A 26072-nucleotide genomic window follows, 5' to 3' on the forward strand; every position below is an offset into this window, starting at 1 on the left:
AACTTCTATTTGATAACGGCCTGTTCTGGGATTGTCCTCAACGACTGGCTAACTTGTTCTTGCAATTTACGAATTATTTTCCTGCGACTTGTGCTTTAAACATGTTAACAAAAAACTCGTACATTGCTTCCGGATCATTGATCGCCTTGAACTTGGCGACAAATTTTCCGTTCTGTAACAAATCCATGAAGATCTGTAAAAGTCCGACTTGCTGGCTTGAATCCGTGATACCTAGAAAGAACATCGCGGTCGCATCTTCCGGCTTGTTATAGCCCATCTGTAAAACCCGCACCGGCTGGGCATTTTTGACAATCGCCATAAATGGTCGGTTGACGTTGACAGGATCGGCATGTGGCAACATCACGGATATTTCCGGAAAAACAATGCCGGTCGGAAAAGCGTCCTCTCGCCGGTTCAGTGCCGCCTCATACGTATCCTTAACGTACCCAGCGGCCTGAATCTTTTTTGCCACATCCCTGAACAATCTTTTGCGATCAGCAGCATCCTCATTCAAAAAAATCAAGTCTTTGTGAATCATTGTGCTATAATCCATAACTAGCTCCCCTCAATATGAAAAGTTGAATCAATTGTTTTGAACCTTCTTGAATCTTTCCCCTCATCACATTATTAATGCTAAATCGCTTACAGGCCTATGTCTACGGTATTTAACAAGGTTCATTGAGGTTGAGAATCGTTCACGAAACTCAGCCAAACTGGTCCAAAATGATTCAACAAAAATCAATTGAGGGAAGCGTTTACCATGTCACAAAGTCCAGCTAAATTTGAGCGGTTAAACGAAATTATTCAAATTTTGCGTGATACGCCGCAAATTAGCATTGCTGATCTCAGCAAGCAAATGTTCACCAGCAAATCAACACTGCGCCGCGATCTGATCGAGCTTGAAAGAAGCAACATCATTCGCCGGCAGTATGGGATGATTCAGCTGCTGCAAGGCAATAACCTTGAATTTACGTATGAAAAAAGACGCAACGAAAACGCGCGTCTTAAACGATTGATTAGTCGGCAGATTGCTGCCAGAATCCCCAGCAATGCCGCTTTTTTCATTGATGGCAGTTCAACCTTTTTCAGTCTGCCCGAGTTACTCCATGAACAAGTCGGGCTGCATGTCATCACCAACAACGTCAACATGGGCCTCCAATTCAATTCGCTGAACAATGTCGAAACCATCATTGCTGGCGGCAAAATGGTGCCACGAACGGCTACAACACTTGGCTCGACCACTGTTCGCGAAATTCAAAGTTTTCACCCTGATTTTGCCCTGCTATCAACCAGTTCAATTGATGCTGACGGCATTTACGTCGCCGATCCGGAACAGGCAGCAGTCAAAGAAGCCATGATTGATGCTGCTAAGTGTGTGATTTTTGGCATCGATTCAACCAAATTCGACCAAAGTGATTACATCCGCATTACCAACATGGATCAAATCAACGAAATCGTCACCGACAAGCAGCCGTCTTCAGCCTATCAACCTTTGTTTGAAAACTACCATATTCAGCTCACGTATCCGCATCAAAATTATTAGAAAAGCACAAAAAGCACCTCGTTGCAGCGAACGAGGTGCTTTTCTTAAATTCATGGGAGGTATCGCAAACAAACTTGTTGGTTCAGACTTTGAGTGTCACCTTGCTGATCAAGGTATCACCATGGAGGAATTCCGGATTTGGTGTTAGGTCAAAACGTTTGGCTAACTGTTCCAGATTTTCATCCGTGATTTCGTTGATGATGCGGCCGCCTTGCGCCTGAATGGCGGTGTAGATGGTTGCCGCTTTTTCAACGGTTTCGATCAGGCCATAGGTTTCGTCGATAGAGTCGCCAGCACCGAAGATGCCGTGCTGCGGCCACATCACGAGGCGGAATTTGGCCATTTTATCAGCCGTGGCCTGCCCGATTTCATTGGTTCCCGGGGTCATGTATGGCAAGACGCCAATGCCTTCGGGGAACACAACGATGGATTCGGCTTGCATCTTCCACAGAATGCGGGAGAACAGTTTCTCTTCTAGCGGCAGGGTAAAGGACATGGCAACAAGATTGGTTGGGTGGCAGTGCATGACGATGCGCTGGTTAGGATCAACCTTGAGGCGCTGAATATGGGTCATTAAATGTGCCGGGAACTCACTGGTTGGTTGCCCGCCGTCGTTGAAACCCCACAACAGATTAACGCTGTGACCATCTTGGGCGATCTGAACGAGTCCGGTATCACGTGCCGGAAAGTCCTTCACGTTCTTGAAGTAGCGCCCGGTTCCGGTGACCAGAAAATACTGACCGGCAAGTTTGCTGGCATCAAACTTGATCGGAATGTTGCGCTTGACCTCGTGAACATCACCATAAGGAGCAATTTCAGCTTCGGTCAGCCGATAGCTGACGTTACCGCCATTGCGTTCGTCCCAGCCGTGTTGGTAAAGATTCCAAGTCACTTTACGCATCTGCGTCACATAAGGGGATTCTGTAAAACTTTGGGTATATTCCGGATTCAGAAATTGTTTCTTGTTATCCATTAGAGGTATTCCTTTCAGAATCTGCTGAATTAGTGAACCAACTTGGTGTCACGCTTGAACTGAACGTCCTTTTCATACTGATGAATGTTGTTCATCCAGTCGAAGCCAACCGGGGTGTTGTGATCCTGGCAGAACTTGTCCCAAACAGCACCGAATGGGAAGGACTTCAATTCTTCGGTTTCAATCAAACGAGTAGTGAAGTCAGCGTTCAATTCGCTCTTCTTCAACTGGTCGATCGGTGCCAACATTGCCTGCAGCAAGCTCTTTTGCGTTGCGCGAGCGCCGACAACCCAAGCAGCAACCCGGTTGATCGTTGCGTCAAAGAAGTAAAGGCCGATGTGGGTGCGATCAAGATAACCGTCACGAACCAAGGAACGGGTGATCCGAATCAAAGCATCGTCCATGATGACAACGTGGTCAGAGTCCCAACGAACCGGACGAGAAACGTGCATGAACAAACCTTTGCCGAATGGGAAGAATGCACTGAACTTGTCAGATACATCTTCTGTTGGGTGGAAGTGTCCGGCGTCAATAGTCCAGAGTTTGTTGCGGCTGATCGCGTAGTTTTGATAGAACTCGTGTGAACCGGTGGTGTAGGATTCAATCCCGGTACCAAACAGCTTACCTTCGAAGGATTCAATCGTATTCTTTTCCGGAAGTGGATCCTTGATGATTTCGTCCAAAGCCTTCAACAAGCGCAGACGAGGGGTCTTCTTGTCAATTGGGTTGTCTTTGAAGCCATCTGGGAACCAGAAGTTGTTGACAACCTGGCTGCCTAATTTTTCACCGATGTAGTTGGAAATTTCCCGGCTGATCTTCCCGTGACGGATCCAGAAATCGCGAACCTTTGGATCCGGTGATGAAACGGTCATGTTGTCTTTAACCATTGGGTGGGAGAAGAAGGTGCCGTTAAAGTCAAGGCCGATGCCTTCTTGCTTTGCCCAATCAATCCAATAATCGAAGTCTTCAGGCTCCAAAGTATCCAAGTCACGCTTCTTGTCGGTAACGGCATAGATAGCGTGCAGCTGAACCCGGTGCTTGCCTGGGATCAGGCTCAAAGCTTCGTGTAAGTCGCCGGACAGTTCATCCGGGGTGCGGGCGATGCCAGGATAGTTACCGGAAACTCCGATGCCACCTGTCAATGCCTGGTTCGGGAACAAGAAACCATGAATATCATCGCCCTGCCAGCAATGGACTGACAAAGGTACCTTTTCCAATTCCTTCATAGCGGCGTCTGTGTCGACACCGATTTCTGCGTAACGTTGCTTGGCAACTTCATATGCCTTATCGACTTCTTCTGGTTTAACCATGTGATAAACGCTCCTTTTTTGAAAATAATTTGAAACTACTTGTTACCAAAATGAAAAACCGAGTTAATCCAAGTGGAAAACTTCATGCAGATCAACGGCTACCGGACTGTTATCCGGATTGGTCTTCATGAGTGGCTTCATGTAGGCCCACCACTTTTTGCAAATATCGGTGTTGGCAATCTGGTTGTACTTGTCAACATCCGGTACTTCCAGATAAGCAAACAATTCACCGTTTGCTTTGTTCAGGTAGATGGAATAGTTGGTGGCGCCGTATTCCTTGAGTGCTGCCTTCATTTCCGGCCACAACTCATGGTGCCGCTTTTCGTATTCATCGTACTTGTCAGGATAGACATACATGACTTGGCCAATGCGTGCCATGATCAAACCGCCTCCTTAGATTTTGCAGCTGCCTTGGTCGGCTTTGCTGTCTTCATAAATGCTTTGTACTTCGTCAACACATCAGGATAGGCTGTCGCATTCGGTTGATAAGTCTTCAAGTCGAAGGATTCCCTGATTAACTTGCGACCTGCGACCACGTCCTTAACCGCACCGGTTGTAATCATTTAAACTAGCAAGTTACCGATCGCGGTTGCTTCACTAGGGCCAGCGACCACTTTGATGCCGGCAAGATCAGCTGTCAGTTGATTCATCAACGTGACGTTTGAGCCACCGCCGACAATGTTAAGAGTGTCGATCGGATCAGCAATGATAGTGCTGAGTTTCTGAATCTCGTTGGCATAGTACAATGCCAGGTTTTCATAAACCGCCCGGGTGAGTTCGCCCGGAGTTTCAAGTTTGGCTTGACCGGTCTCCGCAACATATTGCTGCAGTTCTTTGATCATGCTCTTCGGGTTCTCAAAACGCTTGTCGTTGACATCAATGAAGACCCGGAATGGTGCGACTTTATCAGCCATTTCTGCCAATTCATTGAAGCTGTATTGATCCTTGAGTTCGCGCTTGATGCATTGCACGATCCACAAGCCCATGATGTTCTTCAAGAACCGGTACGTCCCATAGGCGCCCCATTCGTTGGTGTAATTTTCTTTGAAGGCATCCTGACCGTTTTCCGGGGTGTTTAGTTCCGCCCCGAGTAAGGACCAAGTACCGGAACTCAAGAATGCCCAGTGATCACCAAGACCTGGCGTACCAACGACGGCACTGGCGGTGTCATGGGCGGCAACCGTAATAACAGCCGTGTCTGGAATGTCATACTTCATGTGCCACTTATGACTGATCTTGCCCAGCGGCGTGCCGGATTCGACCAATTCAGGGAACTGATCTTGCGCGACGTTGACTTCTTTGAGCAAATCCTTGTCGAACAGGCCTTGGCGCAAATTGAGCATCTGCGTGGTTGACGCATTCGTGACTTCAGTGACCGCATTACCGGTTAACACGTACCCGATATAATCCGGAATCATCAAAATCTTATCGGCTTTAGCCAGATCGTCACGTTCTTCGGTGTACAGCTGATAAAGCGTGTTGAAGTTCTGGAACTGAATGCCGGTTTTTTCGTAAATATACGACTTCGGCAACTCTGACGTGAGCTTACTGATGGCAGTGTTGGTGCGCATATCCCGATAGCTCACCGGATCGTGCATTTTCTTGCCATCAGCGCCAACCAAGACGTAATCGACGGCCCAGGTATCAATGCCCATGTCAATCAACTTATAACCCATCTTTTTAACTTTTTCCAAGCCAGTGAAGATTTCATCGATAATGTGATCAATTTGCCACCGGTCGTGACCGTCTTCACAATGATGAAAATCGTCTGCCGCGGTGACGCCTTGAAAATCTTATCGATCGTCTCTTGAAGTGAAAAGAAACGAATACCCACCGATTCCGGCATTAACGAGGACATCAACTGTTGCTGAATATGGCTTTTCGCGACCTCATCGTTGGCAACAATCACCAAGTTGACGCCAAGGTTGGAAATCCACAATCGCCCTTGCCCATGAATCAACCGCTCATCCAGACGTACTGCTTTAATATTTGGTTCCGTCATTTTAAAAGCCCCCTACCAATATAGTTGCCAATCTTTATAAAACCTGATCAATGCTTCCATGTAGAAATAGTCGCCCCACAGATTGCCTTCATCCACGCCATGACCGGAATGCCAGGAATAGACCCCGTGAAGCAATAGCGGTTCGGCGGTTTGGCCATCCACCGGCGTCGCATAATGTTGAATCAGCGATTTCAGCTGGGCATGCATGGCCGCGCGATAAACCGGCTTATCCGGATCCGCTTCCGGCAAATATTTCAGCATCTCATGCAACCCGCACACCGCGATCGCTGCTGAAGATGAATCACGACTCTGATCACTGCCTTCTTGGAAGATCAGATCCCAATACGGCACGTCATCTTGCGGCAACCGATTCAGGAAAAAGTTGGTCACGGCTTTGAAACTGTCAAAAGCGGTCGCATCATGCGTGTCATAGTAATGCAAGGCCGTCCCGTAGATCGCCCATGCCTGCCCGCGCGCCCAGTCGGAATCGTCGGCGTACCCTTGCTTTGTCGCCCCACGCAATGGTTTGCCGGTATCGTCAAAGAAATAAGTATGAAAAGTGGAGCCATCCGGACGAAACACCGTCTTCAATGCCGTTTGATAATGCTGATCGGCAATTTGCCGATACTTAGCATCCCCAGTCACCGACGTTGCCCAATACAACAGCGGAATGTTCAGCAACGCGTCAATAATGAGCCGGTTTTCATCTTTAGCGCCTTTTGCACCCCAAGCTTGGATAAAGCCGCCTTTTTCATGGAAGCGGGTTAACAATTGATCCGCCGCTTTGATCCCGGTGTCTTTCGCCAGCTGGCTGTTCGTTAGTCGATACGCGCTAACCACTGACGGCGAATACAGAAAGCCTAAATCGTGATGATCAACGGAAATCTTGCGGTCAATCCGATCAGCAAAACTGGCGACATTCTTTTCGGCCAGGGCACGATACTTTTGCTCGCCCGTGTATTCATAAGCTAGCCACAGCATCCCCGTCCAAAAGCCATCGGTCCATTCCGTGTTTTTCATCGGTGCATAGTGATTGTTGACCGTTGACGGCTCGGGAAAATTCTCGCCGAACACCTTGATGTTTAAATCAAGATGCGCAACGGCATTATCCAACGCTGTAGTCACCATGCGCTTGCCGACAATCCCGGCGTTGAAAAATCGCTGGGCACTCGTTAAATTTTCAATTTTCAATGTTTGCCTCCTTGGTGCTTTGTTACGAATCGTTTGGAATCGATAGGTATGTATACTTTTTGGAAATAATGTTTCCATCTTGTGACATTCTAGGCAAAAAGGCTTTCTAAAAAATCCAATTGTTGCACTTGTGCCCCGTCATATAGGGAAACTTAACTATTTTCATAAAGCCGTTAAAAACAAAGGACATTGTTGAACTGCTCATTTATTTCTTTATAATAAACGTCCTTTCTTTTTATTTTCAAAAAGACTATAACATGCAAGCGCTTTAATGTAAATCATTTACGAACAATTTTCCCCAAATTAACGGCTTCCAAAACCAATAAGCGCTTGTAAACGCTATTTTTATAGGGATTTACAAGCGACAAATATAAACATTCATAATCACTTTTAAGTCAGTTATCGATGTTCGCCCTTTAGACATCTGATGAGGCCAGAAAAAAACGCCAACGCAAAACCCTCAAAGTCAGGTTGCAACTTTGAGGGTTTTGCGTTGACGCTATTTGGATTATTCAACTTGTCAGCTTTTCACTTTAGCTAATAATCAGCCGCGGTGCGCATCCAGAATCTCCGGACCATGCGTAGTGCCGACTACCACGGTTTTAACGAGATCGAGGAACAAACCATGTTCAACCACGCCCACCTGCTTGTTAAGCCATTCCGCCAACAAATGCGGATGCTCGATCCGGCCAAGATGCAGGTCGATAATGTAGTTCTTTGAATCCGTCAACGCCTTGGTGCCATCGTCATTTAGGCGATACACCGGCTTCAGTCCTTCATCCTTTAGCCGTTGCAACAACTTGCCGCTGCCGAACGGAATGACTTCAAGCGGCAACGGGAACTTGCCCAGCGTATCCACCAACTTAGACTCGTCCACAATCCAAATATTCCGCGCAGAATTAATCGCCACAATCTTTTCGATCAAATGTGCGCGTCCGCCGCCTTTAATGCCTTGAAAATGCTTATCCACTTCATCGGCGCCGTCAATCGTTAAATCGATTTGCGCAACTTCATCCAGATCCTTCATAGGAATGCCGAGCGACTCAGCTTGCTTGCGTGTCCGCACGCTGGTCGCAACGCCGGTCAGATTCAGGTGCTCTTCTTTGACCCGCTGCGCAATCGCTTCAACCAGGTAATATACTGTTGAACCGGTGCCCAAGCCAATCGTCATGCCATCTTCAACAAACTCAGCTGCCTTTTGAGCAGCCTCCTGCTTCAACTTGTTCTGATCCATGGCCAACCATCCTTTTCGCTTAATAACTCTATTATATCTGATTCCCCGGAAGATGAGCGGGTTGTCACAAGACTTGTCGGCAAATTGACAAGTTGTTTTCTGATTATCACGGGACCTTTTTCCTATAACAGTCTATCAATTTCCAAAAATGAAACAAAATATTTTAAAAAGTCTCGTGGTTTTGTTAACTTATCATGTAAGCGCCAGCATATCAGCGATTGCGGGTTACACCTTTACACAATTTCACCTGAGCTAAGCCGAACCAAAACTGGACAAACCCTTTTCACCATTGTATATTTCTATATAATAAACTTCGCAAAACTTCGTTTGGAGGCCTTCCATTGGAACAAGTAAAACCAAAACAACAAAAACCGTATGGCACGGTGCTTATCAAAGCCAAAGACATCTTAGACTATCTTATGAAAGCCGATGATCCGCCGTCACTGGCAGACATGAGTGCGGCGTTAAGTTCGTCGAAGCCCACGATTTTGAAAATTCTCAACACGCTTGACATGATTGGCTTCGTTCGCCGCGATGAAAGCACCAAACGCTATTACCTCGGTACCGAACTGATCCCGTATGCGCAAAAAGCGCTCGACAGTTTTGATATTGCCAAAGTCGCTCGCCCTTTCCTTGAGAATCTGCGCGACGAAACCAACGAGACCATTAATCTCGGCATTGTGCGCAATGACAAAATCGTCTTGGTTGAAAAACTTGAGAGTCCTAACAGCATCAAGCTGGAATCCCTCATCGGTGGCACCATGAACATGTACTCCTCCGCGATGGGCAAGGCACTGCTGGCCAACTATTCGCGCAAACATTTAGATGACTACCTCGAAACGCATAAACTCAAACCGCTAACCCCCAACACGATCACCAGCTTGCCGAAACTCCGTCAAAATCTGAAAACTATTCAGGAAATGGGCGTGTCCATCGACAACGAGGAGAATCAGCCGGAAGTCCTTTGCCTCGGCGCCTCGATCATGAAAGCCGGTCGCATTTATGGTGCTTTCAGCATCAGCTCACCTAAATATCGGGTTAACAAAGAACGCCAATCCAATTTCATTCGATTGTTGCTGAATACGCAGCATGCAATTGAACAAACGCTTTAAATTTCAGCTAAGAACTTTAAAGATGCAAAAATGGCAGCCGCCTTGCTTATCACCATAAGCAAAGCGACTGCCATTTTTCATGCCGAATATTCTGGATCGCCACTATTTTGCGAACGCCTCTTTACCCCAAGCCTCCAACTCAGTAAGCGCCGGAAAAGTCGAACTATCCTGATCCTTCACCAAGTGCGTGAGGTTCAGCCACGTCACTTTACGCGGCATGATGTCAAATTGCTGCGGTGCTGCCGTCTTCTTAAGCTCAAGCTTTTCGCTGCTGCCATCGGAAAATTCGACGGTAACTTCCTGCCAATAACTATCATGCGGATAATCAGCCCGCAAAATCAGCACAAGGCGATTCACCAAAACTTCCCGGCCAAAGTCCAATGTCAATTCAGCGTCAGGGCACTCGGCAATTCCCCGCGACTGAAACGGATAACTGCCATGCTTTTCGTTAGCAATCACCCCATCAATGACATTCTTGGCATAAAATACGAGTTCATCCCGCGTCTCCGCATTGGCGGATGCATGGGGATAGGCACCGCTTGCTTCATGCTGGTCATGGGTGTTCAGCGCCAAATTGCGTGAAACAGTTAGCTCATCTTCATTAGCCACCCGCACCCAGGCATAGTGATTGGTTCCTAAAAATGCTCCATCCGGATATGGCCATTCCTTCTGCAAGTTAAACGGAATCCGAAAATCCCACGTGGTTTGTTTCAGATACACCAGCGATGGTGCCACACTCGCATCCAATTGCACCCACACATAAGCGGGCGCGTCACTGACTCGAACCTGATAGTAATCGCCCAACGCATACTGCTTGTGATAAGCCAAATAGGTTCTCGCCTCACTCGTCGCGGTTTTAAGCGTTTGATCTTCATGTCTTAATTGCAAGGTTATTTCAGTCATCATGCGCCTCCTCAAAGTCATTAACTGCTAACTCGGTAGCCGAATGTTAAGCCCGGCAAACCGTGTCCTTTTGCCATCTTGAAATTTCTAATTAAGAAAGACCGTTTTTAACAAAAGACAACTGTATCGTATGGCAAGTAAATACATACTGTCAAACGTTGGCTGAAATTTCATAATAGCGCTTGCATTTTTGACTAGTAATGCTATATTGGACTTGTGCAAAATAATAAACATTGTTTCTTTAAAAGAAATGGAGGCTTTTTCATTGTCATTCAATATGGTCACGCGTTACGCGCATAGCCCTGAAGACATTAAACATTACGATACCGATAAGCTGCGTGAGGAATTCTTGATGCCAAAGATCTTTGCGCCTGGCGATATTTTACTCACCTATACTTACAACGATCGGATGATTTTTGGCGGGGTAACCCCAACTGATCAGCCACTGGAAATTGCGCTATCAAAAGAATTAGGCGTTGATTTCTTCTTACAGCGTCGCGAACTGGGCCTTATCAACATTGGCGGCGAAGGTAGTATCACGATTGACGGAACAGAAGAGCCGATGACGACTCACGACGGTTACTATGTGGGCATGGGCACCAAGCATGTTATTTTCAAATCAAATGATCCGGCGAACCCAGCTAAGTTCTATGTCGTTTCGACGCCGGCACACAAAACCTATCCGAATAAAAAGTTACCGTTTGCCGACGCTTTAGCAAAACCGATGGGCGATCAGGCGCATATGAATAAGCGCACGATCTACAAATACATTGACGCTTCACAGATGGACACCTGCCAGTTGCAGATGGGCTACACTGTCCTCGAACCCGGCTCTTCCTGGAACACGATGCCGGCACATACCCATGCACGGCGGATGGAAACTTATATGTATTTTGAATTCGCCGAACCCGATACCCGCGTCTTCCACTTCCTGGGCGAGCCTGATGAAACCCGGCACATCGCACTATTTAACGAACAAGCAGTGGTCAACCCAAGCTGGTCCATTCATTGCGGCGTCGGCACCACCAACTATGCCTTCATCTGGGCAATGTGCGGTGAAAACCAAACCTACGATGATATGGATCAGGTACCAATGTCTGAATTACGTTAAAATTCAAACCCCAAATTGCAAGAACAAGTTAGCCGGGGTGTTGAGACACTCCCAAGAACAGCCTGTTATCTTATGAGTGGTTCATTGTTTAGCTTACGTGTTGTGCTGAACGCCGAGTCCGGCGCACTTCGGTCTCAAAACACTCCTGGGGGCCACGGTAGTCTAGCTTTCTCCGGGGAAGCCCGTTAAGACGGTCTTGGGTAGCCAGCACCTGGCTGGGACTAACATCATCCAGCGACTCGCCTTTTGGGTAGTCACGTCTAATCATGCGATTGTGGGCCTCGTTGGAGCCGCGATCGCATGAGGTGTATGAATGCGCGTAGAAGATGTCTGTATCTGTGTCCTCAAAGGCCTTATCCAGAGTCGAGAACTCCGGGCCATTGTCTGCGGTAATCGTGCGCAGACAGTCACCCCACTCAAGCTTGATTTCTCGTAACGCAAACTCCACAGAGTCCGAGTCTCGGCCGTCGATCAGTCGGAGAAGTTGGCAACGAGTCTTCCGCTCAATCAGGCTAAGGATGACGCTCTCACGGCCATTGCGTTTCCCGACAACGGTATCCATCTCCCAATGTCCGAACTGCTTGCGGCGTTCGACAGCCTTAGGACGCTCCTCAATACTGCGGCCGGCTAGGCGCTTATGCTTAGTGCTCTTGTGTTGCTTGGTCCGCCGATTTGCCTTCTCCACGAGATCGATGTTCCGAATTTCTAAGCGTTGATCATCGATGTAGCGATATAAAGTGGTTGTGCACACCATCTCCTCAGGGGTGAATAGCTTGGCTCGCCGTGCGGCGCCAACGGCTGCATCAGGCGACCAGTGTTCAGTCTTGGCCTGATTAACGTACCAGGCCAGGAAGTGGCTTGTAGCGGCGAATTTATCCGGCCTATGACAATTCAGACGTGCGGTCTCATAGCGCGTCTGAGCAGCTTCAGGACTATATTCCGTATGATAGATCAGTTTGCCATTAATGCGCTTAGCCTGCTTGACAGTCCCTCGGTCAATCTCATTATTGATGGTTTGATGGCAGACGCCAATTTTGGCAGCAATTTCGCGTTTGGAGGTGCCGGTGGCGTAAAGTTCTGCAATTCTACCGCGTTCCATTTGAGACAAATGATGACCTGGTTGACGACGTGTGATATCCTGTTCATGCATCAGGACAATACCTCTTTCATTGTTTGTGTTGGAACTTCAATGATACAGGATATCTGTTCTTGATGTTTTTTATTGTCCCAAATTTGTAATAAAAGTGGCTAACTTGATTTTAAAACGCGCGATTTGTTTTTATTGTTCTAATTTCGGTGACTGTTTTATTGGCGGTCGTGCTCACGTATGTCTGGCCTTTCATCCAGATGGGCATTTCCGGATTAGGTGGCGTTATCAATAAGACTGGCAACTTTGGACTGTTCCTCTATGGCTCGTTGGAACGTTTACTAATCCCAACCGGCTTGCATCATTTAATTTATACACCATTCCCTAGATTGCATAATTAAAGTTACCACCCAGAAAATGTGAAAAAAGACCTGTCCGTTCTTGCTAAAATGGTGTTTGCATAACATACCATCTAGAGAGAAGGACAGGTCCCATGGCCATTATAACCTTAATTGAACGATCTCAGATAGAACTGATGCAACACCACACGATTCAATACATCGCCGCGACCTTAGGCCGCTCTCGTATTTCTATTAGGCATGAGCTTCACCGTTGCCCTGAAGGTGATTACTGCGCCATTATAGCTCAGGATCATGCCGATACTTGTCGGCATCGTTGTGGTCGGCACTCGATTTTAACGCCTAAGTTGAAGCGGATGGTAACTGAGAAGCTAAACCTGGGTTGGTCCCCTGAAATGGTCGGTTATGCCGTTCACTGTGCGCCACACACGATTTACCACTGGATTTATCAAAGACAAGTCGATTTTCAGCCAAGCCAACTCTTTGATCACGGTAAACGTCATAAAAGAAGACAAGACCTTCGGTCGCGCTATAACCAAGCAGTAGGCACCTCAATTGAGATTCGCAGTGAGTCAGCTAATCGGCGAACCGAAAAAGGACATTTAGAGATGGATACAGTTCGCGGTGGTCGCGGGTCAAAGGCTGCTGTTTTGACCATTGTCGATCGGGTGACACGTTTAATGGCGACAACTAAGCTTGAAAACTTATCACAAAATGCTGTTCTCAAGGGATTTGCAAGACTGATGGTGGACTTTCCGGGTCCGGTTCGATCAGTGACGGTTGATCACGGTAAAGAGTTTTCCTGCGATCAGGCGCTTACAAAGCGCTATCGGATACCGGTTTACTTTTGCCACGCCTATCACCCGAATGAACGGGGCACAAATGAACGGTTCAATCGAGAACTTCGCTACTATTTCCCGAAGGGAACACACTTTGATCAGGTTTCAGAGACCGATATTCAACAAGCCACAGCGCTTATCAATAACAAACCTAGAAAATGTCTCCGTTGGCAAACCCCAGTTCAAGCAGTGAGCAAGCCTCTTTCTAGGTGGTAACTTTATTATTGCAATCTAGGATTCTTATATACCTCACTTGGTGGCGTTCAAGAAATCGGTGGACATATTTTTGAAGGAGCAAGAAATATTTATTATGCCGAAATGGCGGATCCGAGCATTCACTTGCTGTCCCGTTCCGTTATATGGGACGCTCGGGGGATCTCAAAAATGTTTGGTTTGATTGGTGCATGTTTAGCAATGTATCAGATGGCTAAACCAGAAAATAAGAATAAAGTAAAAGCCGCGCGTTTTAAAATCAAGTTAGCCACTTTTATTACAAATTTGGGACAATAAAAAACATCAAGAACAGATATCCTGTATCATTGAAGTTCCAACACAAACAATGAAAGAGGTATTGTCCTGATGCATGAACAGGATATCACACGTCGTCAACCAGGTCATCATTTGTCTCAAATGGAACGCGGTAGAATTGCAGAACTTTACGCCACCGGCACCTCCAAACGCGAAATTGCTGCCAAAATTGGCGTCTGCCATCAAACCATCAATAATGAGATTGACCGAGGGACTGTCAAGCAGGCTAAGCGCATTAATGGCAAACTGATCTATCATACGGAATATAGTCCTGAAGCTGCTCAGACGCGCTATGAGACCGCACGTCTGAATTGTCATAGGCCGGATAAATTCGCCGCTACAAGCCACTTCCTGGCCTGGTACGTTAATCAGGCCAAGACTGAACACTGGTCGCCTGATGCAGCCGTTGGCGCCGCACGGCGAGCCAAGCTATTCACCCCTGAGGAGATGGTGTGCACAACCACTTTATATCGCTACATCGATGATCAACGCTTAGAAATTCGGAACATCGATCTCGTGGAGAAGGCAAATCGGCGGACCAAGCAACACAAGAGCACTAAGCATAAGCGCCTAGCCGGCCGCAGTATTGAGGAGCGTCCTAAGGCTGTCGAACGCCGCAAGCAGTTCGGACATTGGGAGATGGATACCGTTGTCGGGAAACGCAATGGCCGTGAGAGCGTCATCCTTAGCCTGATTGAGCGGAAGACTCGTTGCCAACTTCTCCGACTGATCGACGGCCGAGACTCGGACTCTGTGGAGTTTGCGTTACGAGAAATCAAGCTTGAGTGGGGTGACTGTCTGCGCACGATTACCGCAGACAATGGCCCGGAGTTCTCGACTCTGGATAAGGCCTTTGAGGACACAGATACAGACATCTTCTACGCGCATTCATACACCTCATGCGATCGCGGCTCCAACGAGGCCCACAATCGCATGATTAGACGTGACTACCCAAAAGGCGAGTCGCTGGATGATGTTAGTCCCAGCCAGGTGCTGGCTACCCAAGACCGTCTTAACGGGCTTCCCCGGAGAAAGCTAGACTACCGTGGCCCCCAGGAGTGTTTTGAGACCGAAGTGCGCCGGACTCGGCGTTCAGCACAACACGTAAGCTAAACAATGAACCACTCATAAGATAACAGGCTGTTCTTGGGAGTGTCTCAACACCCCGGCTAACTTGTTCTTGCAATTTGGGAATAAAAACAAATCGACTCCCACCGTATATTTGAAACGCACTGCGGAACTCTGTATCGACAAACCTGCTATGGATGTAACCCACGGTGATACCAAGTATGATGCCTAGGAAAACACCCATATCTAAAATTTGAACACCGAGTACTGATGCTTGACCTGTTCCTTGAAGATTTTCTGCCTTAGAAAGAATACCGCGTAATTCCATAAATTTGTTCATCGCATTGATGAAAACAAGGAACGTCAATAAAGCGGTAAAACCAGCTTCAGCTTTCTTTTTCTTTGCCAAGCCAACTGCCAACCCCACACAGAAAATCACCCCAAGGTTCGTCAGAATTGATACCAACGAACCTGATAGAATTAGCCCAAATCCTTTGGTCACCGGATTATTCATAAAGGGTGCAATTTCGAGCAGTTTCTGATTCGTGAAGATATTACCGATTGCTATCAAAATACCAGCAATCGGTAATATCAATACAGGAACAAACATCGCTTTCGAAAATCGGGCTCTGCGTCAACTGGTGTTGAAGAATAAATTTATCATTTGAGGCGGTTCTCCATTTGGGGAGCCGTCTTTGTCATGTTATGCCGTGATTTGGTAGATTCGTTTGAAGAAGTTCAGCTGATTCTTGAAGCCAAAACAGGATCGTTTGAGTGACTTGATGAGGCGGTTAACCCCTTCGATCGGACCGTTGGAATAAGGGCTGGTGACAGCGGCGAGAACAGCGACTTTGTGTCGCTTAAGCGTCGCGATCGTCATGTCCATTGCCGTACCGTTTGGCTCGTAAGTAGCTAACAGGTTTGCCAGTTCCGCGGGATGTTTCTTCACCATCAAAGCATCATGAAGCGCTAAGTAGGTCTCGTAGGTTTGCTTGAGCTTGGGCTCAGTATCAAGTGCGATATCGATGGCCTCCTGTTGCGTGACGTCTTCATTCAAACCAAACAGGAACTGTTTGTGTTTAGCGTCAGGCGCAGTTTGATGAAAAAGCCGCCAGTTTGTCTTCATGATCTTATAAGGACGGCTGTGCTTGTCATCAAGCTGTTTGAGCGCTTGGACGCGTACCTGATCAAGGGCACGAGCCGCAAGTTGAATGATATGGAACCGATCAATGACGACTTGGGCCTTGGGGAAAACCTCATGAATAATCGTCTGATAAGCTGCATTCATGTCCATGGTGACCGTCTGGACCCGAGTGCGTTCAGCGAGTGAATAATGAGCGATGAAGAAGTTTTTAATCGTGCGGTTGAATCGGTCACCAAGCAAGGCAATCAGACGATTTGAATCGGCATCAAGACAGATAAACGACATCATGCCATGAGTGGAACGGAACTCATCAAAGCAGAGTCGCGTGGGTAGCCGGCGAGCCGGTCGGAGTTTGAGATTTTGGTCAATGATCCGTTGAACCGAGGAGGCTGAGATTCCGATAATACGGGCGATGGTTTTGACCGGCAACCGTTCATGCGCTAACTTCATGATTCGTTCTGTCATGTGAGCGGCGATCGTGTGGTTGGGTTGCACGAGTGGCGTCTTGGCACTGACTGTGTGGTAACAGTTATGACAGCGCCATCGTTGCTTGTGCAAGTCAATGACTGTCGGCATTTCAACCCCGTTGGGGACGCGCACGTGGGCCGTGTAAAACCCATTAGGGTGCAAGGCCTCAAAGCCACACAGTGGGCACCGGGTTAACCGGTAAGTCAGCTCGGCATCAATCACATGATACTGGCAGCGACGTACCCCGTTGCCGCGATATTCATGACGAACAAAGGCTACTTTGATATTATGGTCTGGTATTCCAAGGACGGACAGTGTAGGATCGTATTGGGACATTTACTCATAACCTCGCTTGCTTTTGGTTTCGACGCTAACAAGCATAGCATGGACACTGAGTAGGTGTCTTTTTGCGTTATCCAAAAAGGGCCTATACGTTCAGTGTTGATTATTTCTCAACACCAGAAAGTGTAGACCCTAAAGACCTTTATGGGTTTTTCTGTCCACTAATATGTTCAACTTAAATTTTACAATCTATCTTTAGTATTCGCCCCAATATTTAGACATTGTTTGTTTACCAACGCCAGGGTTGAAACTATTAGTTGGATCATTTTTCTTATAGTGCTTGATTAAGGCCGGTGCTGCCAAATATAGATGCCCAACATTGTGTTCGGCTGGATAAACAGCGTGACGCTCATCCAAAATTTTAAGCATTTCTTTTTTAAGTTCATGCGCATCGACGCCAGGTTTTAGAATATAATCCTGGTGCATAACGTGATCAAGTAAGTGACCATAATAAATTTTGTGTTCTATTTTGTCTTCAATCTCTTTAGGCAAATGCTCGAACCACTTATAATCATTACTTGCCAACGCGATATCTAGTGGCAAAATGTCAATACTATCCTGTTTTAATTCTTGATATCGAATCGCAACCCCAGCTGTTACATAGCGGTGAGTTGCCGCTTTACTGGTCTCATTGGCATCGGCTTCAAAGTAGTCGCCACTGGCTTTGTCAAAATAAGATTTGAGATACTCTCGCGCTTCTTCAATACCATTACCAGCCATTTTCAATTGTAGGTAATGGTCGTACTTTTCGTAATAATCATCTAACCGCTTTGGCATTTGATTAGGAAATAAATTACTTAATGTTTGAAGCAAACGATCTGGGAAATAAGGTTTGAAAAACGGAATGTGCTTCAAAAAGCGTTCGCCCCATGCTTTTAGCGCAAACATTTGGGGCAAATGACCCGTACCAATTTTTTCAATCACAATTAGTGAGTCTTTACCATATTTCTTGGCCAATTTATAAGCATTTTTATGCATATATTCACCAGAAACAGGCAATTCTTTGAATGTCGTCATAATATGGCGACGAATATCTTCCAACTCATCGGGATTATTCGTTCCAATGTAAAACATTTGTGTTTTTTTATCCATTGGGAATGTATCTAAGCGGACAGCCAATGCCGCAACGTGACCGGACGATCCAGATACTTCATACAATTCTTTAGGATTTGCATTGTATCGAATAGGCTTATCAGATTCAACGTCACGCACAACCTGTTCATGATGGAACATTGAAGCATGATGTTCAGTAGCTGGTACTTGATTCAAATCAAAATTGCGGTTCTGCAAATTAGTAATAATCTCTTCGGGCGTTTTGCCCAAATCAATGCCTAAATGGTTAACTAAGTGCATTTCGTCATGTTCATCGATCCAAACATACAATGATAGCTCTGTATAAGCTGGACCTCTTCTGATCAAAGCACCACCAGAATTGTTGTTAATACCACCAATGACCGATGCACCCAAATTAGATGAGCCAATGACTGAATGTGGTTCACGTTTAAGTGGTCGCAATTCATTTTCTAAGTGAAACAGTGTCGTACCGGGGAATGCTAGTACTTGTTCCCCATTATTGATTAACTGTAAATCTTTAATTTTCATGCCGTTCACAACAACTGCAGAACGGTCATAACCTGGGGCTGGTACGGATCCCTCAGTCAAACTAGTGTTGGCTGCTTGCATAATAATGATAATATTGTTATCATGCAAAACATTAAGCACACGCCACATTGCCATTAAAGTGGTTGGAAATACGACTGCAACTGCATCGCCCTTACCTGAGCGGTACCCTTTCCTAAAACGTAAAGATTTTGCTTTGTTAGTAATAACATTTTTTTTACCAACAACATTGACTAGTTCTTCGACTAAGTCCATATTAACTTCTCCCCTCTATAACGTTTGTAAAAAACGTTTTAATCATTACGCTTTCAATGATACGCTTTTTTTGATGCGTATCTGGATTGAAGTCAATATTTGAGACAGATTTTAAGAGACATTCAGAACCGCGTTTACCTTCCACAGCTCAAATAAATCATTAATTGCGATTAATAACTTATTTGAACCCTGGAAAGCATTAAGTCAGGCGGCCATTTGGCTCGTAAGTGTTGCAATTTCAACTTGTAAGGGGGTCTGGTAGCCCAGTGAACTATGAATTCTCTTCCTATTGTAAAAAGCATGCACATATTCAAAAAGGACGGCAGCGGCAGTTTCATAATCTTCAAAGACCGGCACTGGATAAACACATTCCTTTTTGAGGGAAGCGTGAAAGGATTCCATTGGCGCATTATCATACGGACAACCCTTACGGCTGTATGAGTGGCGGATATGTAGCTCAGTTAAACGTTGATTGTAATCATCGCTGGTATACTGTGATCCTAAATCCGTATGGATAATCAGGTCCCCAGTAATGGTTCGATTTTTAACCGCGCTTTCAAGGGTCTTTAAGACTAAATCAGTATCCATCTTTTTTGAGAAGCTGTCCAAGATCTATGATTTTTGATATACTTCTATGTAAAAAGCGAGTTTAAGCTATGAAAAATTATCCCAGCAATATTACTCGGCAACAATTTGAATTAATTCGACCAGCTTTAGAAAATTTTCGTAAGCGAACTAAACCTCGAAAATATGACCTCTACGATGTCTTCTGTGCGGTCCTATATGTCTTGAAAACCGGTTGCCAATGGCGTCAAGTCCCCGGTGATTTCCCAGAATGGCGGTCAGTTTACAACTAATACAAAATTTGGTCAACTAAAGCTGAGCCTACGGCTGATTCTTTATTGGAACAAGTTTTAAAAAAATTGTCATTGCTCGGCGAACTTACCAAGGACGTTCAGCTTTAACTTCCTTTATTATCGTTGACGCTCAGAGCGTCAAAAACACCGCTACTGCTGAAAACAAAGGTTACGACGCTGGTAAGAAAATCTCGGGGATTAAGCGCCATCTGGCAGTTGATATCAATGGCTTTCCGCAGGCCATTCACATGACGCGAGCGAACGTCTCTGATCGAGACGGGGCCGGTGCAATGATCGCTTTACATGCCATGCATTTACGCCAGGTTCAAAATGTCTTAGTTGATGGTGGTTATTCAGGCGTTAATTTTCAGCTCGATGTAGCCAGTAATTTAAACGCAACCGTGCAGGTTGCGAAGCGCAATGAGTTGCATCGATTCGAAGTCATGCCCCAACGTTGGGTAGTCGAACGATCTTTTAGTTGGCTAGAGAATTGTCGGCGACTTTGGAAAAACTGTGAACGTGCCCTTAACAGCAGTCTTCAAATGGTTGTATTTGCCTTCCTGAAGATAGTTCTTAAAAGATACTAGACAGGTTCTAAGAGATTTTAGACAGCTTCTTATAAAATTGCGCAACTCGAATATTCTTCTGGTAAACCGTCAATCTCAGTTTGGAATATGTCGCTTGTAACTTAGCCATCAAAGCTGTACCAACGCCACGTCCACGGTGTTTTTCATCAACAAAAAAAGCCGGCGATGAAGTCTTGTTGCAAGCCACAAAAAGCAATCACCGTTGCTCCTTCGCGCACAACCCACAATGTTGATTGCTGAATTAAAGGGCGCACCAGAGGAGCATTACTTTTCCAATATTCAGCGTGAATAAACTGGTGGGCCTGTAAATTCCCCTGCCACCATAACCGCATAATTTGATCCAATTGTTCGCGACTGGGCGCGCTTATTTATTCAATCGTGTATGGTGCCATACCGTCCCTCTTTTCTAATATCAAACTCTTGTTCTTTCTATCAATCATCATACTGGTTCAACTGGCAAAAATCAGCTTGAACTCGTCACTTGATTTTACCGAATCCTAACTTTCTTAAACAAAGATACTTTTCTTTTTCTCCGCGCATTTTAGAATCAAGTTAGCCACTGTCTCAAAATTTTTTGGACAATAAAAAACATCAAGAACAGATATCCTGTATCATTGAAGTTCCTACACAAACAATGGAAGAGGATATTGTCTTGATGCAGAAACAGGATAGCACACACCGCCAAAAAGGTCAGCACTTAACATCACTCGAGCGCGGAAAAGTGGCCGGATTCCGCCAAGCTGGGAAGTCCAATCGTTGGATTGCTGCTGAAATTGGCGTCTGCCCGCAGACCATTAATAATGAAATCAAGCGAGGTACAGTAGATCAGGTCAAGAAGAGTAATGGCAAGCGCGTCTACCATCGACAATACCTGCCAGAGGCTGCTCAGGCACGTTACGAGACTGCACGCTTGAGCTGTCATCGTCCTGACAAGTTCGCCAGCGTACAGGTCTTCTTAGCCTGGTACGTACAGCGAGCTAAGCAGGACAAATGGTCGCCGGATGCTTCAATCGGCTATGCCAAGCGACACAAGCTGTTTACTCCTGAAGAGCTTGTTTGTGCCTCGACTTTGTACCAGTACATTGACGACCAACGCCTAGAGATTCGAAATATCGACCTGTTGGAGAAGACTAAGCGGAAGACCTCTCACCAGCACCACACCAAGGCTAAGCGCCTGGCTGGCCGCAGTATCGAGGAACGGCCTAAGGTCGTTGAACGACGCAGGCAGTTCGGTCACTGGGAGATGGATACCATTGTCGGTAAACGCAATGGCAAGGAGAGCGTCATCTTGACTCTGATTGAGCGCAAGACCCGTTGCCAACTTCTCCGCTTGATCGAAGGACGAGATGCAGACTCTGTGAGCTATGCATTGCGTGGAATCAAGCGCGAATGGGGAGCTTGCATCAAGACCATCACAGCCGACAACGGACCCGAGTTCACCGCCTTAAATACTGCTTTTGCTGGGACGGAAACTGAGATCTTCTACGCCCATCCTTACACGTCCTGCGACCGTGGCACCAACGAGGCACATAACCGGATGATTCGCCAGGACTTCCCTAAGGGCATGTCCCTAGATGACATTAGCCCTAGTCAAGTGCAGGCCACGCAAGACCGCTTGAATCAGTTGCCTCGCAAACAACAGGGCTACTGCACACCCCAGCAAAACTTTGAGGCCGAAGCTCGGCGCGTTCGCCGCATGGCCCAGTAGTCTCTCTAGCGCCACAACTTCTATTTGATAACGGCCTGTTCTGGGATTGTCCTCAACGACTGGCTAACTTGTTCTTGCAATTTACGTTTTCTTTTTCTCAATGTACTGCGCCGTATAACTGGATATTATCATCAATTTCCGCGAAATTTTTTAGGCCATTTTTTGGGCATGATCTACATTTTGTAGATTGCATGCTTCAATCGGTAGGCGTATATTCGTACTTTGGAACATAGATTAGCTTTAAGGAGGCTTGCATGACAACCAAACATCAGATTTTACATCGGGAAATTGTTTTAGATGCTGCAAGAACGATGGTCGCCCAAGACGGTATTCGGGACTTGACCTTTCAGACGCTGGCCAAGGAACTGAATATCTGTTCTCAGTCGCTATATAACTACTTTCCGAATCTACCGGCAGTCATTGAAGCGTTGGGGACCGAATTTATGCATAACCTTTACCAAGAGTTGATAGAGAACGTCAGCGGTATCTCAGGCAAAGAGGCGATCCGTGCTTTTGCAGAAGTCGCTCATCGCTATTTTGAACGTCAACAGTCGTTAGATGAAATTATTTATTTTGTCCATCAATTCCCAGAAAGCAGTCCATTTGTGCAAGGCACCGGCGATGTTATTAACTTGCTGAAGCGTCTGATTGTGCACACGGAGCTGAAGCAAATGGCAAAAGAAAGTTTTGTCCAGGATTTCATTAGTAGTGTGCTTGGTTTTACCGTTTTGGAAGTCATGGGATTTTTACCTGACAATAAAGCCAGCCGCGACACATCTTTTGAATCTCTGCTGGACATGTATCTAAACGAAATAAAGGAGTAAAGTGCTTATGATCAAAGATGAATTTAAGTTCATCGGCAAAAATAAATTGATCTTAGTTTCGGTGCTTGTCATCATTTTAATTCCTTTTCTTTACAGCATTTTCTTCTTAAAGTCTGTTTGGGACCCTTATGGTGATACCCAGAATCTACCCGTAGCCGTGGTGAACTTAGATCAGCCGGTTACTTACCAAGGTAAAAAACTTAACGTTGGTGAGCAGACGGTCAATAAACTCAAGAATAACAAAAAGCTTGGCTGGCATTTTGTTTCTAAAGCCCAAGCTGATAAGGGAATGAAAGCCAACAAGTATTACACGGTCATTACCCTACCTAAAGATTTTTCGAAAAATGCTGCCACCATTCTGGACGAGCATCCCCGAAAAATGGATCTTAAATATCAAACTAATGATTCGCTAAATTACATCGGCCAAGTCATCTCAGGAATCGGTCTGAATGCCTTAAACAGCGAGATTCGGGCAAATGTGACCAATGCTTACGCCAGTGCGGTTTTTGATCAAATCAAAACCATTGGCAAAGGCATGAAAAATGCCGCTGATGCCGCCACGCAAATCGACGAAGGTCAAGTCAAGCTTGACGATGGGATTGATCAGTATACCGTTGCCGTTTCACAGGTAAATGACGGGATTCAGACCATGAAAGTTAAAGTCTCGCCGATGTCTTCACAGATTCCCCAACTCGCAAGCGGCGCCAATCAAGTTGCAAGCGGCTTGCAAACACTCAATGGCAGCACCACCCAATTAGCTAGTGGTGTGGGTCAATTAGCCAATGGGTCAAACCAGGTAACCAATGGCTTGGGAACCTTACAATCCAAAACCGGAACCCTTAGCTCCGGCGTCGGTCAGTTAGCATCCGGATCCAACCAAGTGACGAGTGGATTGGGAACCTTGCAGTCGAAAACCGGAACCCTTAGCTCCGGCGTCGGTCAGTTAGCATCCGGATCCAACCAAGTGACGAGTGGATTGGGAACCTTGCAGTCGAAAACCGGAACCCTTAGCTCTGGTGTCGGTCAGTTAGCAACCGGCTCTAATCAGGTAACGAATGGACTGGGAACCCTGCAAACCGAATCAGGCCAACTGGCTAACGGGATCACCCAGCTCCAGACTGGTTCGGCAAGCTTAACAACAGGGGTAAAGAACTATACAGACGGTGTGACATCGCTCTCTAAAGGAATTGATCAGCTTGCAGGTAGCACCGGCTCTTTAGCAACAGACACTAACTCGTTGGCAACCGGTTCATCGGATTTAACCAACGGTCTTCAACAATTGAGTGGCTCTGTCGATAGCCAAAATAAGCAAGCAGTCGAATCAGCAGCCAAGCTTCAAGAAAGCCTCACAAAGTATGAAGCCACCTTAAAAGCCAAAACCAATCAAGATCCGGATTTGGTTGCCGGTTTTGAACAACTCGAGACAAATATCAATGCTTTAATGACTCAGACCGAAAGCAGTGGCACGTCGCTGTCGACGACTCTTAATCAGAAACTGATTCCTGGCTCAAAAAAGGTTTCAGATGGTCTGACGACACTTAACCAGCGGGTTCCGACATTAACAGCTGCTATTACTGGTCTTCAAAACGGTGCTACGAAAATCATCTCTAACAATGATCAACTTGTGACCGGGACGAATAGCTTGAACAGTGGCATCAACCAGCTAGCAACAAAAGCACCTTCACTGGTTGATGGCGTCAGTCAACTCTATTCCGGCTCTGGCAAAGTTTCTGGCGGCTTAAGCACCTTAAACGGTCAAATCCCAACGCTCACCAATGGCGTCAGCCAACTCTATTCCGGCTCTGGACAGGTTTCTGGCGGCTTAAATACCTTAAACGGTCAAATCCCAACGCTCACCAATGGCGTCAGCCAACTCTACTCCGGTTCTAGCCAGGTTTCTGGCGGGCTAACCAGCTTGAACGGTCAAATCCCGACGCTCACAAACGGGGTCAGTCAACTCTATTCCGGCTCCAGTCAAGTCTCTGGTGGCTTAAGTACCCTGAACGGTCAAGTACCGACCCTCACGAACGGAGTCAGCCAGCTGGCCAATGGTGCCGGTCAGGTTGCCAATGGCGTTGGTCAATTGAATGCCAATGTTCCAACGCTTGTATCCGGTGTCAATCAACTCGCGGATGGCACTAGCCAAATCACCGCCCAGAGTGGCACCCTTAAATCCGGTTCCACTCAGCTTAAAAATGGCGATAAAAAGTTTGCCAAAACGCTCTCTAGCAGTGCCAAAAAAGTCAACGGCATCACCGTCACCAGTGATACCAAGAAAATGTTTGCCGCACCAACCAAGATGTCGCATAAACATTATTCATATGTTCCTAATTATGGACATGCCCTTGCACCATACGTCTTGAGTCTTGCCCTCTACGTCGGTGCCTTGGTCTTTAACTTTGCTTATCCAATCCGTAAAGTTTCTAAAGCCGATGGCACTGCGACCCAGTGGTTCTTCAGCAAAATCACCATTGGCGCAGTTGTCGCCGTTGCAACCGCCATTGTTGAAGCAACACTGATTATGGCAGTCGGTCTGAACGTCGATCATGTCGGGCAATTTTATCTCACTGCGATTCTTTTCTCGCTAACCTCGATGTATCTCATTATGTTCCTTTCAATGGCATTTGATAATCCTGGCCGATTTCTTGCGATGGTCGGGTTAATGTTACAACTGGGCGGCTCTGGCGGGACCTTCCCAATGGAGCTTACCAACCAGTTTTATAACATCATTCACCCATTCTTACCGATGTCGTATTCGATTATGAACTTCCGGAATGCGATTACGAGTGGCATTGCGTCCAACACGGTTACCTTGGGTTACATCGTCATCATCGCCTTCGCACTTGGCTCATTGTTGTTGCTCTGGATCACGATGATCTTGCTACAACGCTATCACAAAATGGGCATTTCACAGCTTGATGACAATCAAAAGCTTCAGGCAGTTGAAAAATAAGTTAACGTTGTCGACCTCTTATCACGAATAGGCGCCTTGATTGCGAGACCTTAA

19 protein-coding genes and 7 pseudogenes are annotated in these 26072 nt (G+C 46.3%); 11 read left to right on the forward strand and 15 right to left on the reverse strand.

Features of this window, described 5'->3' with window-relative positions:
- Positions 1-73: 73 nt before the first annotated feature.
- A complete protein-coding gene (locus tag LBCZ_RS12860) occupies positions 74-553 on the reverse strand; it encodes a PTS sugar transporter subunit IIA (RefSeq protein WP_025013736.1) in 480 nt (159 codons plus the stop codon).
- A 207-nt stretch (positions 554-760) separates the two neighbouring features.
- Between LBCZ_RS12860 and LBCZ_RS12865 the strand changes: the two genes are divergently transcribed.
- Positions 761-1543, forward strand: coding sequence for a DeoR/GlpR family DNA-binding transcription regulator (locus tag LBCZ_RS12865; RefSeq protein ID WP_025013737.1), 783 nt, complete (start codon positions 761-763; stop codon positions 1541-1543).
- An 82-nt stretch (positions 1544-1625) separates the two neighbouring features.
- Here the strand turns inward: LBCZ_RS12865 and rhaD are convergent, their stop codons facing one another.
- The 7 genes and pseudogenes from rhaD to rpiA all read right to left on the reverse strand — a co-directional run bounded on the left by rhaD (position 1626) and on the right by rpiA (position 8253).
- On the reverse strand, positions 1626-2516 hold the full coding sequence (gene rhaD, locus LBCZ_RS12870; RefSeq protein ID WP_025013738.1) for a rhamnulose-1-phosphate aldolase: 891 nt from the start codon (positions 2514-2516) through the stop codon (positions 1626-1628).
- Positions 2517-2545: 29 nt separating this feature from the next.
- Positions 2546-3826: an L-rhamnose isomerase gene (locus LBCZ_RS12875; protein WP_025013739.1), complete on the reverse strand. Its 1281-nt coding sequence runs from the start codon at positions 3824-3826 to the stop codon at positions 2546-2548.
- A 63-nt stretch (positions 3827-3889) separates the two neighbouring features.
- The gene (gene rhaM, locus LBCZ_RS12880; RefSeq protein ID WP_025013740.1) at positions 3890-4204 is read right to left on the reverse strand and encodes an L-rhamnose mutarotase; all 315 of its coding nucleotides are present in this window, start codon (positions 4202-4204) and stop codon (positions 3890-3892) included.
- A 2-nt stretch (positions 4205-4206) separates the two neighbouring features.
- Positions 4207-5577, reverse strand: a pseudogene (rhaB, locus tag LBCZ_RS12885) (rhamnulokinase); the annotation flags it as partial.
- Positions 5568-5828, reverse strand: a pseudogene (locus LBCZ_RS12890) (PTS sugar transporter subunit IIB); the annotation flags it as partial. The pseudogenes rhaB and LBCZ_RS12890, both read right to left, overlap by 10 nt.
- A gap of 12 nt (positions 5829-5840) precedes the next feature.
- Positions 5841-7019, reverse strand: coding sequence for a glycoside hydrolase family 88 protein (locus LBCZ_RS12895; RefSeq protein ID WP_025013742.1), 1179 nt, complete (start codon positions 7017-7019; stop codon positions 5841-5843).
- 544 nt (positions 7020-7563) lie between these two features.
- The gene (gene rpiA, locus LBCZ_RS12900) at positions 7564-8253 is read right to left on the reverse strand and encodes a ribose-5-phosphate isomerase RpiA (protein WP_025013743.1); all 690 of its coding nucleotides are present in this window, start codon (positions 8251-8253) and stop codon (positions 7564-7566) included.
- 341 nt (positions 8254-8594) lie between these two features.
- On the opposite strand from rpiA, the gene LBCZ_RS12905 reads away from it, so the two are divergent.
- Positions 8595-9365, forward strand: coding sequence for an IclR family transcriptional regulator (locus tag LBCZ_RS12905; RefSeq protein WP_025013744.1), 771 nt, complete (start codon positions 8595-8597; stop codon positions 9363-9365).
- Between the two features lie 102 nt (positions 9366-9467).
- Here the strand turns inward: LBCZ_RS12905 and LBCZ_RS12910 are convergent, their stop codons facing one another.
- A complete protein-coding gene (locus LBCZ_RS12910; protein ID WP_025013745.1) occupies positions 9468-10268 on the reverse strand; it encodes a hypothetical protein in 801 nt (266 codons plus the stop codon).
- 265 nt (positions 10269-10533) lie between these two features.
- Between LBCZ_RS12910 and kduI the strand changes: the two genes are divergently transcribed.
- Entirely contained in the window at positions 10534-11379 is an 846-nt protein-coding gene (kduI, locus tag LBCZ_RS12915; RefSeq protein WP_025013746.1) for a 5-dehydro-4-deoxy-D-glucuronate isomerase, read from the forward strand.
- An 88-nt stretch (positions 11380-11467) separates the two neighbouring features.
- Here kduI and LBCZ_RS12920 read toward each other — a convergent pair whose 3' ends face one another.
- Positions 11468-12529, reverse strand: coding sequence for an IS30 family transposase (locus tag LBCZ_RS12920; protein WP_039638870.1), 1062 nt, complete (start codon positions 12527-12529; stop codon positions 11468-11470).
- 116 nt (positions 12530-12645) lie between these two features.
- Between LBCZ_RS12920 and LBCZ_RS15135 the strand changes: the two are divergent.
- The 4 genes and pseudogenes from LBCZ_RS15135 to LBCZ_RS12930 form a co-directional block, all read left to right on the forward strand.
- A pseudogene (locus LBCZ_RS15135) lies at positions 12646-12849 on the forward strand (PTS transporter subunit EIIC); the annotation flags it as partial.
- Positions 12850-12959: 110 nt separating this feature from the next.
- Complete coding sequence (locus tag LBCZ_RS12925) at positions 12960-13880, forward strand: IS30 family transposase (RefSeq protein WP_107750408.1); 921 nt, start codon at positions 12960-12962, stop codon at positions 13878-13880.
- A gap of 21 nt (positions 13881-13901) precedes the next feature.
- A pseudogene (locus LBCZ_RS15140) lies at positions 13902-14165 on the forward strand (PTS transporter subunit EIIC); the annotation flags it as partial.
- 78 nt (positions 14166-14243) lie between these two features.
- Entirely contained in the window at positions 14244-15305 is a 1062-nt protein-coding gene (locus LBCZ_RS12930) for an IS30 family transposase (RefSeq protein ID WP_039638870.1), read from the forward strand.
- A gap of 79 nt (positions 15306-15384) precedes the next feature.
- Here the strand turns inward: LBCZ_RS12930 and LBCZ_RS15145 are convergent.
- From LBCZ_RS15145 to LBCZ_RS15150, 4 genes and pseudogenes are all read right to left on the reverse strand, one after another.
- Positions 15385-15870, reverse strand: a pseudogene (locus LBCZ_RS15145) (PTS transporter subunit EIIC); the annotation flags it as partial.
- Positions 15871-15963: 93 nt separating this feature from the next.
- Positions 15964-17208 carry an ISL3 family transposase gene (locus LBCZ_RS12935; protein WP_039639874.1) on the reverse strand — a complete coding sequence of 415 codons (1245 nt, stop codon included), beginning with the start codon at positions 17206-17208 and terminating at the stop codon, positions 15964-15966.
- 201 nt (positions 17209-17409) lie between these two features.
- A complete protein-coding gene (gene dld / locus LBCZ_RS12940) occupies positions 17410-19089 on the reverse strand; it encodes a D-lactate dehydrogenase (protein ID WP_003603298.1) in 1680 nt (559 codons plus the stop codon).
- A 204-nt stretch (positions 19090-19293) separates the two neighbouring features.
- Entirely contained in the window at positions 19294-19698 is a 405-nt protein-coding gene (locus LBCZ_RS15150) for an integrase core domain-containing protein (protein WP_244879991.1), read from the reverse strand.
- 47 nt (positions 19699-19745) lie between these two features.
- Here LBCZ_RS15150 and LBCZ_RS15155 point away from each other — a divergent pair.
- Positions 19746-20533 (forward strand): annotated as a pseudogene (locus LBCZ_RS15155) (IS5 family transposase).
- Positions 20534-20558: 25 nt separating this feature from the next.
- On the opposite strand, the pseudogene LBCZ_RS12955 reads toward LBCZ_RS15155, so the two are convergent.
- Positions 20559-20865 (reverse strand): annotated as a pseudogene (locus LBCZ_RS12955) (GNAT family N-acetyltransferase); the annotation flags it as partial.
- A gap of 323 nt (positions 20866-21188) precedes the next feature.
- Between LBCZ_RS12955 and LBCZ_RS12960 the strand changes: the two are divergent.
- From LBCZ_RS12960 to LBCZ_RS12970, 3 genes are all read left to right on the forward strand, one after another.
- Positions 21189-22241, forward strand: coding sequence for an IS30 family transposase (locus tag LBCZ_RS12960; protein WP_010620018.1), 1053 nt, complete (start codon positions 21189-21191; stop codon positions 22239-22241).
- 254 nt (positions 22242-22495) lie between these two features.
- Complete coding sequence (locus LBCZ_RS12965) at positions 22496-23065, forward strand: TetR/AcrR family transcriptional regulator (protein ID WP_003662080.1); 570 nt, start codon at positions 22496-22498, stop codon at positions 23063-23065.
- A 7-nt stretch (positions 23066-23072) separates the two neighbouring features.
- The gene (locus LBCZ_RS12970) at positions 23073-26018 is read left to right on the forward strand and encodes a YhgE/Pip domain-containing protein (protein WP_039639870.1); all 2946 of its coding nucleotides are present in this window, start codon (positions 23073-23075) and stop codon (positions 26016-26018) included.
- Positions 26019-26072: the final 54 nt, after the last annotated feature.

Origin of the sequence: Lacticaseibacillus casei DSM 20011 = JCM 1134 = ATCC 393 (assembly GCF_000829055.1) — a bacterium.
GTDB lineage: Bacteria > Bacillota > Bacilli > Lactobacillales > Lactobacillaceae > Lacticaseibacillus > Lacticaseibacillus casei.

What these genes read in the sequence shown, in the direction of transcription:
- LBCZ_RS12860 (WP_025013736.1), bottom strand. Translation starts at nt 553, where the DNA reads ATGGATTATAGCACAATGATTCACAAAGACTTGATTTTTTTGAATGAG.
- LBCZ_RS12865 (WP_025013737.1), top strand. Translation starts at nt 761, where the DNA reads ATGTCACAAAGTCCAGCTAAATTTGAGCGGTTAAACGAAATTATTCAA.
- rhaD (WP_025013738.1), bottom strand. Translation starts at nt 2,516, where the DNA reads ATGGATAACAAGAAACAATTTCTGAATCCGGAATATACCCAAAGTTTT.
- LBCZ_RS12875 (WP_025013739.1), bottom strand. Translation starts at nt 3,826, where the DNA reads ATGGTTAAACCAGAAGAAGTCGATAAGGCATATGAAGTTGCCAAGCAA.
- rhaM (WP_025013740.1), bottom strand. Translation starts at nt 4,204, where the DNA reads ATGGCACGCATTGGCCAAGTCATGTATGTCTATCCTGACAAGTACGAT.
- rpiA (WP_025013743.1), bottom strand. Translation starts at nt 8,253, where the DNA reads ATGGATCAGAACAAGTTGAAGCAGGAGGCTGCTCAAAAGGCAGCTGAG.
- LBCZ_RS12910 (WP_025013745.1), bottom strand. Translation starts at nt 10,268, where the DNA reads ATGACTGAAATAACCTTGCAATTAAGACATGAAGATCAAACGCTTAAA.
- LBCZ_RS12920 (WP_039638870.1), bottom strand. Translation starts at nt 12,529, where the DNA reads ATGCATGAACAGGATATCACACGTCGTCAACCAGGTCATCATTTGTCT.
- LBCZ_RS12925 (WP_107750408.1), top strand. Translation starts at nt 12,960, where the DNA reads ATGGCCATTATAACCTTAATTGAACGATCTCAGATAGAACTGATGCAA.
- LBCZ_RS12930 (WP_039638870.1), top strand. Translation starts at nt 14,244, where the DNA reads ATGCATGAACAGGATATCACACGTCGTCAACCAGGTCATCATTTGTCT.
- LBCZ_RS12935 (WP_039639874.1), bottom strand. Translation starts at nt 17,208, where the DNA reads ATGTCCCAATACGATCCTACACTGTCCGTCCTTGGAATACCAGACCAT.
- dld (WP_003603298.1), bottom strand. Translation starts at nt 19,089, where the DNA reads ATGGACTTAGTCGAAGAACTAGTCAATGTTGTTGGTAAAAAAAATGTT.
- LBCZ_RS12960 (WP_010620018.1), top strand. Translation starts at nt 21,189, where the DNA reads ATGCAGAAACAGGATAGCACACACCGCCAAAAAGGTCAGCACTTAACA.
- LBCZ_RS12965 (WP_003662080.1), top strand. Translation starts at nt 22,496, where the DNA reads ATGACAACCAAACATCAGATTTTACATCGGGAAATTGTTTTAGATGCT.
- LBCZ_RS12970 (WP_039639870.1), top strand. Translation starts at nt 23,073, where the DNA reads ATGATCAAAGATGAATTTAAGTTCATCGGCAAAAATAAATTGATCTTA.